Source organism: Candidatus Methylomirabilota bacterium (assembly GCA_035260325.1).
In the GTDB taxonomy this organism is placed as follows: domain Bacteria; phylum Methylomirabilota; class Methylomirabilia; order Rokubacteriales; family CSP1-6; genus AR19.
Map to the genome: position 1 here is coordinate 1 of DATFVL010000299.1, position 13478 is coordinate 13478.

A 13478-nucleotide genomic window follows, 5' to 3' on the forward strand; every position below is an offset into this window, starting at 1 on the left:
GTCCCGGTCGCCGTCGTGAAGGGCGGCGGCGTGCGCGCCGCGGGGCTCCAGCGGCCCGGGCCCGCGGTCACGCCGAGCCGCGCGTTCGGATGACTCGGTTCACCTTGACAACCGCCGCGTCTCGACCGAGATTCGGCTGGCACGCTACCCGTTCGCGGAGGTGACGTATGACGCCGGGATCCTTCCTGCGAGGCTCTGTCGCGCTCGTCGCGCTCGCGCTCTTCCTGAGCAGTGTGTCCGCCGCCGACGCGCAGACGCGGGGCGGCGTCCTCCGCGTGGGCAACCTCGGGGAGCCGCCGGCCCTCGACGCCCACTGGACGACCGCCAGCATCACCGAGACGCTGACCAACCACGTCTACGAGGGGCTCTACAGCCTCGACGCGAGCAACCGGCCGACCCCGATGCTCGCCGAGAGCCACACGGTCAGCAAGGACGGCCTCGTCTACACCTTCAAGCTCCGGCGGGGCATCAAGTTCCACAACGGCAAGGAGATGACCTCCGAGGACGTCGTGCCGTCCCTTCAGCGCTGGGGCAAGCAGTCCATCTACGGCAAGGCGCTCTTCGCCCAGGTGGCCGACTGGCGCGCCGTCGACAAGTACACCGTCGAGATGAAGCTGAAGGAGAAGTCGGCGATCGTCCTGATCTCGCTGGCGGTCCCGAACAACTTCGGCGCGATCTACCCGAAGGAGATCGCCGAGAAGTTCCCGCCCGAGATCAAGGCCACCGAGTGGGTCGGGACGGGCCCCTTCAAGCTCGCCGAGTGGAAGCCCGACCAGTACATCCGCATGGTCCGCTTCGACGACTACAAGTCGCGGAACGAGAAGCCCAACGGCTATGGCGGCGGCAAGACCGCGTGGCTCGACGAGATCCGGTGGATCCCGGTGCCGGAGGTGGCGACGCGCGTCGCCCAGGTGGAGACGGGCGAGCTCGAGTTCGCCGACGACCTCAATCTCGACGCCTACGAGCGGCTCCGGAAGAACCCGAACGTCAAGGTGATCGTCTCGAAGCCGTACTACTGGCTCGTCGCGGTCTTCAACAAGAAGGAAGGCCTGATGACGAACCAGAAGCTCCGCCAGGCGTGGCAGGCCGCGATCGACATCGAGCCGATCATGAAGAACGTCGCGGGCGGCCACGCCGAGTTCTACCGGATGGACGCGAGCCTCGCGCCCGTCGAGATCGCCGCGTGGCACACGAAGCTCGCGGGGCTTCCCTGGAACGAGCACAACCGCGAGAAGGCCCGGCGGCTCCTCAAGGAGGCCGGCTACAAGAGCGAGCCGATCCGCTTCATGACGACGCAGGAGTACAAGTGGATGTACGACTTCGCGCTGCTCACCAAGCAGCAGCTCGAGGACGTCGGGTTCAACATCGACCTCCAGGTGGTGGACTGGGCGACGCTGGTCAAGCGGCGGAACAACTCGAAGGAGTACGACGCCTTCACGACGGGGATCGGCGCCGCCTACGACCCGACCCACCACGTCTACCTCACCGCGGGCTGGCCGGGGTGGACCACGGACGAGGACATCCAGCGGCTCCAGGCCGAGCTCGCGCGCGAGACGGACCCGAAGAAGCGCATGGCGCTCTGGGAGCAGCAGACCCGGCAGTTCTACGAGAAGGTGCCCGTGATCCGCTATGGCGACCTCTTCGGCCTCCGCGCGATACGCACCACGGTGAAGGGCTTCAACGAGAGGACGGAGCGCATCCGCTTCTACAACGTGTGGCTCGACAAGTGAGGTGACCGCCTACCTCATCCGGAGGATCCTGGCGCTCGTCCCCGTCCTGGCGGTGGTCGTCACCGTCGTCTTCCTGCTGATCCACCTGATCCCGGGCGACCCGGTGAGCGTCATGCTCGGCCCCGACGCGACCGCGGCGCAGGTCCAGGCCACGCGCCAGGCGCTCGGGCTCGACCGGCCGCTCCACGAGCAATTGCTGAAGTTCTACGCGCGCGTCCTGCGGGGCGACCTCGGCCAGTCGTACTTCCTCGACCGTCCCGTCACGACGGCGCTCCTCGAGCGCGCCGAGCCGACGCTCGTCCTGACTTTCTCGGCGCTCCTCGTCGCGATCGTGATCGGGGTGCCCTCCGGGATCGTCGCGGCGGCGCGTCCGGGCTCCCTCTGGGACCGGCTCCTGATGCTGGGCGCGCTCCTGGGCGTCTGTATCCCCGGCTTCTGGCTCTCGCTGAACTTCATCTATCTCTTCGCGGTGCGCCTCGGCTGGCTGCCCGCGGCGGGCTACGCCTCGATCTTCACGGACCCAGTGGCCGCGCTACGCTACATGGTGCTCCCCGCCGTCTCGCTCGGCTTCAACCAGTCGGCGCTGATCGCACGCATCGCGCGCTCGTGCATGCTCGAGGCGCTCCAGCAGGACTACGTGCGGACGGCGCGCGCCAAGGGGCTCTCGCAGGGCGTGGTCACCTGGGTCCACGCCTTCCGTAACGCGCTCGTCCCCGTCGTGACGGTGATCGGGATCACGACCGCGATCCTCATCGGCGGCGCCGTCGTCACCGAGATCGTCTTCAACATCCCCGGGCTCGGCCGGCTGATCATCTCGGCGGTCCTGCGCCGCGACTACCCGGTGGTCCAGGGCGTCGTCCTCGTCACCGCGACGGCGTACGTGCTCATCAACCTCGCCGTGGACGTCCTCTACGTCTTCATCGACCCGAGGATCCGCTATGAGTGACCCGGCCCGGCGGCGTCACTGGCTCCGCCGCGTCCTCGGCAACCGCAGCGTCGTCGTCGGGCTCGCGCTCCTCGCCGTCGTGGTCTCCGCGGCGCTCGCCGCCGGCCTGATCTCCACCCACAACCCGCGGCGGCTCGACCCGCCGAACCGGCTCAAGCCCCCGAGTGTCGCGCACTACCTCGGCACCGACGAGTTCGGGCGCGACGTCTGGAGCCTGGTCGTGCACGGGGCCCGCGTCTCGCTGCTGGTGGGCCTGTCGACGACGCTGCTCACCTCGCTCGGCGGCATCGTGATCGGCCTCTGCGCCGGGTACTACCGCCGGCTCGACCTCCCGCTGATGCGCGTCATGGACGGCCTCATGGCGTTTCCCGCGATCCTCCTGGCGATCGCGCTCATGGCCGCGCGGGGCTCCGGCGTCGGGAACGTGATCTTCGCGCTGTCGGTCGTCTACACGCCGCGCACCGCGATGCTGATCCGGAGCACGGTCCTCTCGATCCGCGAGACCGACTACGTGCAGGCGGCGCGGGCGCTCGGGCGCCGCGACCTCGGCATCGCCTTTCGGCACATCTTGCCGAACTGCGTGGGCCCGCTCCTCGTGCAGGGCAGCTTCATCTTCGCCTACGCGATCCTCGCCGAGGCGATCCTGGGCTTCCTCGGCGTGGGCGTGCCGCCCTACGTGCCGTCGTGGGGCAACGTGATCGCCAGCGGCAAGAACGTGATCCGCGAGGCCTTCTGGGTGAGCCTCTTCCCGGGCGTGGCCCTCACCCTCTCCGGGCTCAGCCTCAACCTGCTGGGCGACGGGCTGCGCGACACGCTGGACCCGCGGCTGCGTGTGCCGTAGTCCCTCCCGGGTCCTTTATTGACTTAACTATTTATCTGGTAGACAATTCACGTCTCTGGAGGTGGCCGGATGGCGACACACACGAGGGGTACCTCCCGCTGGACGGCCGAGGCCGAGCGGGTGCTCGATCTCTTGACCGCGCTCGGCACCACGATCTTCCGCCAGGTCGTGTGGCAGAAGGCGACGGACCTGACGTTCGCCCAGTCGCAGGTCCTCTTCTACGTCGCCGCGCACCCCGGCTGCCACATGGGCGACGTCGCCAAGGCGTTCGGCGTCACCCTGCCCGCCGTCACCCACATCGTGGACCGCCTCGAGCAGAAGGAGCTGCTGGTCCGTGGCGACCATCCGGCCGATCGCCGCATCTACGTCCTCGACCTCACGCGGACGGGCAAAGCCCTCGCCGAAGAGCTGCAGGCGCTGCGCGTCCGTGGCCTCGAGCGCGTGCTGGCCCGCATGTCGGCCGAGGACCGGCGGCGGGTCGTCGCCGGGCTGGAGGCGCTGATCGATGCGGCGGTGACCGCGCCCGAGGGTGACGCGAAGCCCGCCGCCGCCGCGAGAGGCAAGCGATGAACGCACGCGGCCTCGCCGCCGGCGGCGCCTGGTCGCTCGCCGCGAGCCTCCTCCTCGCCGGCTGCTCGGACGACGCGACCGGCAAGCCGTCGCGCGCCGCCGGGCCGCCGCCGGTGCCCGTGACCGCCGCCGACGCGGTCGAGCGCAGCGTGCCGATCCAGGTCGCGGCCGTCGGCAACGCGATGGCTTACACGACGGTCGGCATCAAATCGCAGATCGGTGGCCAGATCGTCCAGATCCACTTCAAGGAGGGTGAGGACGTCAAGAAGGACGCCCTCCTCTTCACGATCGACCCGCGGCCCCTCGAGGCCGTGCTCCGCCAGGCGGAGGCGGCGCTGCGCCAGCGCCAGGCCGAGGTCCAGCAGGCGATCGCGAACCTCGAGCGGGACACGGCGCAGCTCACGAACGCGCAGGTGCAGGAGCGCCGCTACCGGGAGCTGGTCGAGCGGGAGTTCGTCGCGCGGGAGCAGTACGACCAGGTCCGCACGAATCTCGCCGCGATGGAGGCGACGGTGCAGGCCGACCGCGCGGCCGTCGAGAACGCGAAGGCCGCGGAGCGGGCGGCGCAGGCCGCCGTCGACAACGCGAGGCTCCAGCTCGCGTACACCGAGATCCGCGCGCCGATCGACGGGCGCACCGGGAACGTCATGGTCCAGGTCGGCAACGTCGTGAAGGGCAACGACGACAATCCGATCGTCGTGATCAACCAGGTCCACCCGATCTACGTCTCGTTCTCGGTCCCCGAACGCCACCTGGACGACATCAAGAAGTACCGGGCCGCGGGCACGCTCCGGGTGGAAGCGCGGCTGCCTCAGCAGTCGCAGACGCTCGCGACCGGCGCGCTCACCTTCATCAACAACGCGGTGGACCAGGCGACGGCGACCATCCAGCTGAAGGCGACCTTCGCCAACAGCGACAACGCGCTGTGGCCGGGCCAGTTCCTCGACGTGGTGCTGACGCTCACGAGCCGCACCGCGATCGTCGTGCCCTCGCAGGCGATCCAGCCCGGCCAGCAGGGCCCGTTCGTCTTCGTCGTGAAGGCCGACCAGACCGTCGAGTCGCGCCCGGTCGTCCCCGGCACGCGCCTCGGCCTCGAGACGATCGTCGAGCAGGGCCTGCGCGCCGGGGAGCGCGTCGTCACCGACGGCCAGCTCCGGCTCGTGCCGGGCGCGAAGGTCGAGGTCAAGCCGGCCAGGGCGTCATGAGCCCCGAGCTCTTCATCCGGCGGCCGGTCCTCACGACGCTCCTGATGGCCGCGATCCTGCTCTTCGGCGTCATGGGCTTCCGGCTCCTGCCCGTGAGCGACCTGCCGAACGTCGACTTCCCGACGATCCAGGTCTCCGCCTCGCTCCCCGGCGCGAGCCCGGAGACGATGGCGTCGGCGGTGGCGACGCCGCTCGAGAAGCAGTTCACCACGATCGCGGGCATCGACTCGATGACGTCGTCGAGCGCGCTCGGCCTCACGCAGATCACGATCCAGTTCAGCCTCGAGCGGAACATCGACGCGGCCGCCCAGGACGTGCAGGCGATGATCACGAAGGCGGCGCCCCTGCTGCCGCCGAACATGCCGACGCCGCCCTTCTACCAGAAGGTGAACCCGGCCGATCAGCCGGTGATCTATCTCTCGCTGAGCTCGCCGACGCTGCCGCTCTACACGGTGGACGAGTACGCGCAGACGAGCCTCGCGCAGCGCATCTCCACGATCAACGGTGTCGCCCAGGTCCAGGTGTTCGGCTCGCAGAAGTACGCGGTCCGCGTCCAGCTCGATCCCCGCGCGCTCACCACGCGGGGGATCGGCATCGACGAGGTCCACCAGGCGCTCGCGAGCAGCAACGTCAACCTGCCGACGGGCACGCTCTACGGCGCCCACCAGATGTTCAACGTCCAGGCCACGGGCCAGCTCCAGAACGCCGCCGCGTTCCGCCCGCTCATCGTCGCGTACCGGAACGGCTCGCCCGTGCGGCTCGAGGAGCTCGGGCGCGTCGTCGACGGCGTCCAGACCGACAAGGTCGCGAGCTGGTACAACGACGAGCGCGCGGTGATCCTCGCCGTCCAGCGCCAGCCCGGGACGAATACCGTCGAGGTCGTGGACGCGATCCGCGCGCTCCTGCCGCGCTTCCGCGCGGAGCTGCCCGCGTCGGTGAACCTCAACGTCCTCTACGACCGCTCGGTCGCGATCCGCGAGTCCGTCCACGACGTCGAGTTCACGCTCATGCTCTCGATCGCGCTCGTCGTCCTGGTCATCTTCCTGTTCCTGCGCAACCTCTCGGCGACGATCATCCCGAGCCTCGCCGTGCCGCTGTCCATCATCGGCACCTTCGCGGTCATGTACTTGTTCGGCTACACGATCGACATCATCTCGCTGATGGCGCTGACCCTCTGCGTCGGCTTCGTCGTGGACGACGCGGTCGTGATGCTCGAGAACATCGTCCGCCACATGGAGGAGGGCAAGGGGCGCCTCGAGGCCGCGCTGATCGGGTCCAAGGAGATCGGGTTCACGATCCTCTCGATGACCCTCTCGCTGGCCGCCGTGTTCATTCCCGTGCTGTTCATGGGCGGCGTCGTCGGCCGGCTGCTCCACGAGTTCGCGGTCGTGATCACCGCCTCGGTCCTTGTGTCGGGCTTCGTCTCGCTGACCCTCACGCCCATGGCGTGCAGCCGGTTCCTCAGGCCGCCGGGCGCCTCGCACGGGCGCCTCTACGCCGTCTCCGAGCGCTTCTTCGAGGGTATGCTCCGCACGTACGACCGCTCGCTCCGGTGGGTGCTGGCCCACCGGCGCCTGACGATGGCCGTCATGCTCCTGACCTTCGTCCTGACCGCCTGGCTCTTCGTGGTCATCCCGAAGGGCTTCATCCCGACCGAGGACACCGGGCAGATCTTCGCGTTCACCGAGGCGTCGCAGGACATCTCGTTCGACGCGATGAGGGAGAAGCAGCGCACGGCGGCCGCGATCGTCATGCAGCAGCCCTACGTCGACCAGATCATGTCGTCGATCGGCGCCTCCGCGATCAACGTGGTCCCGAACACCGGGCGCATCTTCATCCGCCTGAAGCCGCGCGCGGAGCGCCCGCCGGCCGACAAGATCATCGAGGACCTCCGGCCCAAGCTCGGGGCGATCCCGGGCTTCAGGGTGTACCCGCAGAACCTCCCGACGATCAGGATCGGCGGCAGCCTCACGAAGGCGCTCTACCAGTACACGCTCCAGGCCACCGACCTGCAGGAGCTCTACCGCTGGGCGCCGATCCTCTTCGACAAGATGCGGACGCTCCCGGGCTTCACGGACGTCAACACCGACCTCCAGATCGCGAGCCCCCAGATCACCGTGGACATCGACCGCGACAAGGCCTCGGCGCTCGGCGTGACCGCCGAGCAGATCGAGAACGCGCTCTACGACGCCTACGGCTCGCGCCAGGTCTCGACGATCTATACCCCGACGAACCAGTACTGGGTCATCCTGGAGCTCGACCCTCGGTACCAGCGCGATCCGACCGAGCTCTCGCTCCTCTACGTGCGCTCGCAGTCGGGGAAGCTCGTGCCGCTCGCCTCCGTGGCGCGCCTCACGCCGACGATCGGTCCGCTCACGATCACGCACCTGGGCCAGCTCCCGGCGGTGACGATCTCGTTCAACCTCCAGCCCGGCGTCTCACTGAGCGAGGCCGTCGCGGAGGTGCAGAAGGTCCAGCGCGAGCTGCGGCTCCCGGCCACGATCGTCGGGAGCTTCCAGGGCACCGCGCAGGCGTTCCAGGCGTCGCTCAAGGGCCAGGGGCTCCTGCTGGTCGTCACAATCCTGGTGATCTACCTCGTGCTGGGCATCCTCTACGAGAGCTTCGTCCACCCGCTGACGATCCTCTCCGGGCTGCCGTCGGCGGGCGTCGGCGCGCTCCTCACGCTGATGCTCTTCCGGCTGGAGCTCAACGTCTACGGCTTCGTCGGGATCATCATGCTGGTGGGCATCGTGAAGAAGAACGCGATCATGATGATCGACTTCGCGCTCGAGGCCGAGCGCGCGGGCGCCACGCCGCGGGACGCGATCTACAAGGGGTGCCTGCTCCGGTTCCGGCCGATCATGATGACGACGATGGCCGCGCTCCTCGGCACGCTTCCGATCGCGCTCGGCATCGGGGCGGGCGCGGACGCGCGGCGCGCGCTCGGGCTCGCGGTCGTCGGCGGCCTGCTGCTCTCGCAGCTCCTCACGCTCTACATCACGCCGGTGCTCTACATCTACATGGAGTCGGCGCAGAAGGCCCTGTCGGCGCTCGGCGCGCGCGTCCGCCGGCGCACGCCGGCTCTGGGCCGCGCGGGCTGAGCCCGGCGCGGGCCTAGCCCGTCAGCTGGAGCCCCCACAGTCCGCGTGCCCGAACGCGTAGCGGTCGAGCAGCACGCCCACGTCGCGCGCGCCGCGGACGGGCGCGTGGCAGGCGGCGCAGAGCGATCCGTCGCGCTCCCAGCGCTCGCGGCACGCCCGGCACGCGGCGATGTCGTCGCGCCCCCGGAGCCGCAGGGCCTCGCGCCTCGCGATCAGGCGGTCACACAGCACGCAGGGCACCTTGCCGAATCCGAACATGGCGGCCTCCTTTTCCGGGGGAGGCTACGCGCGCGGCGTGAGAGGGCGATGAGACCTGGATGAGATTCTTCTTACGGGCCCGGGCCCCGCGCGGGGGTCGACGCGCCTAGTCGAGCGGCGGCCGGCGGCCGGCCCACGGGCGCGCCGCCTCGAACGCGGCCGACGCCTGGAGCACGGTGAGGTCGGCGAAGCGGCGGCCGACGATCTGGAGCCCGACGGGCAGACCGCCCGGGGTGAACCCGGCGGGCACGGTGGCCGCGGGCTGGCCCGTGAAGTTGAACGGATAGCTGAACGACGCCCAGCCGAGCCAGTCCCACGCGTGCTGCGGCCAGTCGGCCGGATTGATCCGCCCGACGGGGAGCGCCGGGACGGACGTCGTCGGCGTCAGGAGAAGCGTGTACTTCTCGAAGAGCGGCCGCACGGTGTCCCAGAACGCGAACTTGCGGCCGCGCGCCTCGACGTAATCGGTGACGCTGTAGCGGAGCCCGTCCTCGATGCACGCGACGAGCCCAGGGTCCATCCGGTCCCGCCACTCCGCGAGGTACGGGGCGTAGTTCCCCGCCTCGTGGGCGCTCCACATGCACCGGATCAGGTCGTGCGTGTCGGCGAAGCCGGGCCGCACCTCCTCGACGGCGCAGCCGAGCTCCTCGAAGACGCGCGCCGCGGCCTTCACCACCGCGGCGACCTCCGGGTCCACGCGGAGCCCGCCGAGGTCGGGGCTCCACGCGACGCGGAGCCCCTTCACCCCCGCGCGGAGCTTGCCGACGTAGTCGTCGGGGACGCCCTCGAGCGACGTCCGGTCCGATTCGTCGGGACCGGCCATGACCGCGAGCATCAGGGCGGCGTCGGCCACGGTCCGCGTCATCGGCCCGACGTGCGAGGTGTAGTCGCTGTTGGAGACGGGCCACATCGGGACGCGGCCGTAGGTCGGCTTGAGACCGTAGATGCCGCAGAAGCCCGACGGGATGCGGATCGAGCCCGCGCCATCCGACCCCTGATGGAGGGGGCCGAGCCCGGCGGCCGCGGCCGCCCCGGCTCCGGCGCTCGAGCCTCCCGTCGTCGTGCCGAGGTTCCACGGGTTCCGCGTGATGCCCGTCAGCGGGCTGTCGCCGATCGCCTTCCAGCCGAACTCCGGTGTAGTGGTCTTGCCGAGCATGACGCCGCCGGCGTCCGTCAGGCGGCGCACGAAGGGCGCGTCCACGTCGGGCACGCGCTCGGCGAAGATGAACGAGCCCGACATGGTCCTGACACCCTTCGTCAGGTGGAGGTCCTTGATCGAGAACGGGATGCCGTGGAGCGGGCCGAGCGGGCGGCCCTGCATCACCGCGGCCTCGGCCGCGCGCGCCGCCGCCAGCGCGGCGTCGGCCGTGAGCGTGCAGAACGCGTTGAGCTTCGGGTCGAGCCGCTCGACGCGCTCGAGGACCGCGCGCGTGAGCTCGACGGGCGAGAGCTTCTTCGCGCGGATGAGCGCCGCGAGGTCGGTGGCCGGCGTGTAGCCGAGGTCCGCCGCGGTCACTTCTTCGAGATCAGGAAGCGCCCGAGCGCCAGGTGCGGGAGGCCCGAGCGCTCGAACGTGTCCACGGCGTCCTCGGCCGAGCACACGAGCGGCTCGCCGTGGAGGTTGAACGAGGTGTTGAGCACCGCGCCGATCCCGGTCCGCGCCTCGAACTCGCGGATCACCCGGTGGTACCCCGGGTTCCACGCCTCGTCGACGATGTGGGCGCGCGCCGTCCCGTCCTGAGGATGGAGCGCGGCCACGATCTCGTCGCGGCGCTTCGGGTTGGTCGGGAAGGCGAGCATCATGTAGGGCGAGGCGAGGCCCTTCGGGTTCACGAGGTAGTCGGCCTCGCGCTCGCGCAGCACCGAGGGCGCGAAGGGCATCCAGAAGTCGCGGTTCTTGATCATCCGGTTGATGAGCCCGACGACGCGGTGGTCGGCGGGGTTCGCCAGGATGGAGCGGTTGCCGAGCGCGCGCGCGCCGAACTCCATGCGCCCGGCGCAGCGCGCGACGACGCCGTCGGCGACGAGCAGCTCCGCGATCTTCTCCTCCATGCGCGCGGGCTCGCTGACACGATGGCGAGCGGCGAGGTCACGCGTTCGGATCACGGCCTCCGCGTCGGCATCGTCCACCGAGGTCCCGAGATACGCGGGGCCGAGGGGCCGCGGCGCGGGCGCCGTCCCCCGCGCCGCGCAGAGCTCCAGATAGCCGAGGTACGCCGCGCCGATCGCGTTCGATTCGTCGCCGCACGACGGGAAGACGAAGAGGTCCGACACCCAGGGCTCCTCCGCGAGGAGCATGTTCGCCTTCACGTTCATGAAGACGCCGCCGCCCAGCGCCAGCCGCTCGGCGCCGTAGCGCTGGCGCGCGAGCCGTGCCCACGCGAGGAGCGCCTCCTCGAGCAGGCGCTGCGCGCCGCCGGCGATCGCGTCGAACCGGTGACCGAGGGTCGCCGCGAGGAGCGTCCGGTAGAGCGGGCCCCGCGTCTTCCACTCGAAGCGGCACGGCGCGGCCGGGGCGAAGTCGAAGACCGTGCGGAGGGCCGCCAGCGCGCTCTCGGCCGCTCCCGCCGGTGCGTAGGGTGCCAACCCCATCACCTTGTACTCGTGCTCGCCGGGCTTCATGCCGAGGAGGAGCGTGACGAGCGTGTAGAAGGAGCCGAGCGAGCCCGGACCGCTCCGGGTGGCCTCGCGGCGCTCGAGCGCGGTCGCGCGCGCCGCCGAGATCGTCGCACAGAGGCCGTCGCCCGAGTTGTCGTTGGTGAGGACGAGCGCCTCGCGGCCGCCGAACGGCGAGCCGAAGTACGCCGCCGCCGCGTGGCAGGTGTGGTGGTCTACGATGCGCACGCGCTCCGCGGGGACGCCGAGGTGGCCGGTCACGAACGCGCGCCGCTCGGCGTCTCCGAGCGGCGCCTTGCCGGGCGCCGGATCGAGGAGGCCGAGTCGCGCGCCGAGCTTGCGCGCGCGCCCCGAGAGCCCGCGCCGCGGCGCCTCGAGGCCGACGCCGTAGTAGCGCCGCCGGTACGCCTCGTCGCGCATGATCCGGTTCATCCACTCGTAGGCCGGGATGCGCGTCCCTCCGAGGACGACGAGGTCGATCGCACCGCGGTCCAGACCGAGCTCGCGAAGCAGCGCGTCGATCGCGCGCCGGGGATAGCCCGCGTCGTTCTTCAGCCGCGAGAAGCGCTCCTCGGAGGCGCCCCCGACGACAGCGCCGTCGCGCAGGATCGCGGCCGTCGCACAGTGGGTCTCGCTGATCCCCAGGACGATCATCCGCGACGATGATAGCAGCAAACGTTCTACTGCCTGCCGGGCACGAGGCGGAGCGAGCCCGCCTGCACGACGACTGCCGCCACCACGGCGGCGGCGAAGGCGGGCCCGACGCCCGCCCTCGGGAGCAGGGCGGCGAGGACGACGAAAAAGCCGGCGAACGAGAAGAGCCCGAGCAGCAGCCCCCGCAGCACCTGGATCGCCGACGCCGGCCCTTCCTGGCGGTGGGCGAAGACGGTGAGGATCGCGGCGTACAGAGGGAACGTCGCGAGCAGGCCGCTCAACCGGGGACCCAGCGCGGGCGCCGCCTCGGTGAGCGCGAGCACGAGCCCCGTCGTCACCGCCATGCGCACCGGGATGTCCCAGCGCGGCGGCGGCGGCGCGGCGCCGCTCGGCGCGTCCCGGGGCATCAGGCGAAACGCCAGGGCGAGCGCCCCGACGACGAGGGGGAGCAGCCAGGCGAGCGTGAGCGCCGAGCGCTGGAGCACGAGCCCGAACGCCCCGAACACCAGGCAGCTCGCCGACAGCGCGAGCGGCCACGGGCCGCGGACGGCGAGGCGTCCGTACGCGAGGCAGAACGCGGCCTCCGCGAGGGCCCCGGCGAGCGACCCGAGCGCGGCGCCGGCGGCGAACGTCGCGCCCTGCTCCCAGGCCAGGAAGAAGACGACCGGGCCCGACGTGAGCGGCAGCCCGACGAGCCAGCCGCTCACGGCGTGGCCCCACCGGCGGCCGGCGACGCTCGCCGCCCCGATGAGGGCCGGCGTCAGGACGAGCTTGAGGGCGAGGCTGTCCAGCGGGGCTAGCCGCGGACGGTCTTCATGACGTCCTCATTCCGGAAGACGTCCTGCGGGTTCCCCTGGAAGATGATTTCGCCGCGATCGATCGCGTAGAGACGGTCGGCCACGCGCGTCGCGTTGACGAGATTCGACTCGGCGATCAGGAGGGAGATGCCCATCGCCTTGATCGCCTTCACCGCCTCGATGAAGCGCGTGACGACCACGGGCGCCAGCCCCTCGAACGGCTCGTCGAGGAGCAGGGTGGAAGGCCCGAGCGTCATCGCGCGCGTGATCGCGACCATCTTCTTCTGGCCCCCGGAGAGGTGGAGGCCCCGACGCGCCATGAACTCGCGGACCTCCGGGAAGACGGCGAAGACGCGCGCGTCGGCGTCGGCGCCCCGCGCCGCGTCCGGGCGGGCGAGCCACGACGTGATCTGGAAGTTCTCCGTCACGGACAGGTCCGGGAAGATCCCGCAGTCCTCCGGCGCGTAGCCGATGCCGAGGAGCGCGCGCCGGTGCGCCGGCAGGCGCGTGATGTCGCGGCCGCCGAACGTGACGCGCCCGGAGCGCACCGGCAGGAGTCCCATGATGCTGTCGATCGTCGTCGTCTTGCCGGCGCCGTTCCGGCCGACGAGGCAGACTGCCTCGCCGTCGCCGACCCGGAGCGACACGTCGCGCAGGATCTGCGCCGGCCCGCGGAAGGTGTTGATACGCTCGAGCTCGAGCATCAGCGCCCCTCCCCCATCAGCCCCTCCCCCATCAGCCCCTCCCCGTCGTCCCGATG

General features: G+C 70.7%; 11 protein-coding genes. 6 read left to right on the top strand and 5 right to left on the bottom strand.

All coding sequences use genetic code 11. The features are described from left to right. Window positions 1-167 precede the first annotated feature (167 nt). The 6 genes from VKG64_19175 (at window position 168) to VKG64_19200 (ending at window position 8393) form a co-directional block, all read left to right on the top strand. Window positions 168-1730 carry an ABC transporter substrate-binding protein gene (locus tag VKG64_19175; protein ID HKB27164.1) on the top strand — a complete coding sequence of 521 codons (1563 nt, stop codon included), beginning with the start codon at window positions 168-170 and terminating at the stop codon, window positions 1728-1730. A 1-nt stretch (window position 1731) separates the two neighbouring features. Beyond that, the gene (locus VKG64_19180) at window positions 1732-2676 is read left to right on the top strand and encodes an ABC transporter permease (protein HKB27165.1); all 945 of its coding nucleotides are present in this window, start codon (window positions 1732-1734) and stop codon (window positions 2674-2676) included. After that, entirely contained in the window at window positions 2669-3517 is an 849-nt protein-coding gene (locus VKG64_19185; GenBank protein ID HKB27166.1) for an ABC transporter permease, read from the top strand. Before VKG64_19180 ends, VKG64_19185 begins: the two co-directional genes overlap by 8 nt. Window positions 3518-3586: 69 nt before the next feature. Continuing rightward, window positions 3587-4087 carry a MarR family transcriptional regulator gene (locus VKG64_19190; protein ID HKB27167.1) on the top strand — a complete coding sequence of 167 codons (501 nt, stop codon included), beginning with the start codon at window positions 3587-3589 and terminating at the stop codon, window positions 4085-4087. Next, window positions 4084-5292, top strand: coding sequence for an efflux RND transporter periplasmic adaptor subunit (locus VKG64_19195; protein ID HKB27168.1), 1209 nt, complete (start codon window positions 4084-4086; stop codon window positions 5290-5292). Before VKG64_19190 ends, VKG64_19195 begins: the two co-directional genes overlap by 4 nt. Next, the gene (locus tag VKG64_19200; GenBank protein ID HKB27169.1) at window positions 5289-8393 is read left to right on the top strand and encodes a multidrug efflux RND transporter permease subunit; all 3105 of its coding nucleotides are present in this window, start codon (window positions 5289-5291) and stop codon (window positions 8391-8393) included. Before VKG64_19195 ends, VKG64_19200 begins: the two co-directional genes overlap by 4 nt. Before the next feature lie 21 nt (window positions 8394-8414). Here the strand turns inward: VKG64_19200 and VKG64_19205 are convergent, their stop codons facing one another. The 5 genes from VKG64_19205 to VKG64_19225 all read right to left on the bottom strand — a co-directional run bounded on the left by VKG64_19205 (window position 8415) and on the right by VKG64_19225 (window position 13422). After that, window positions 8415-8651, bottom strand: coding sequence for a hypothetical protein (locus VKG64_19205; GenBank protein ID HKB27170.1), 237 nt, complete (start codon window positions 8649-8651; stop codon window positions 8415-8417). Window positions 8652-8757: 106 nt separating this feature from the next. After that, window positions 8758-10167, bottom strand: coding sequence for an amidase (locus tag VKG64_19210; GenBank protein HKB27171.1), 1410 nt, complete (start codon window positions 10165-10167; stop codon window positions 8758-8760). Continuing rightward, window positions 10164-11921, bottom strand: a complete 1758-nt coding sequence (locus VKG64_19215) for a carbamoyltransferase C-terminal domain-containing protein (GenBank protein ID HKB27172.1) — start codon at window positions 11919-11921, stop codon at window positions 10164-10166. The genes VKG64_19210 and VKG64_19215 overlap by 4 nt, the downstream gene beginning before the upstream one ends. A gap of 26 nt (window positions 11922-11947) precedes the next feature. Continuing rightward, window positions 11948-12628, bottom strand: a complete 681-nt coding sequence (locus tag VKG64_19220) for a hypothetical protein (GenBank protein ID HKB27173.1) — start codon at window positions 12626-12628, stop codon at window positions 11948-11950. Window positions 12629-12717: 89 nt separating this feature from the next. Further along, window positions 12718-13422 (bottom strand): ABC transporter ATP-binding protein, encoded by a 705-nt coding sequence (locus tag VKG64_19225; GenBank protein ID HKB27174.1) that lies wholly within the window; start codon window positions 13420-13422, stop codon window positions 12718-12720. Between the last annotated feature and the right edge of the window lie 56 nt (window positions 13423-13478).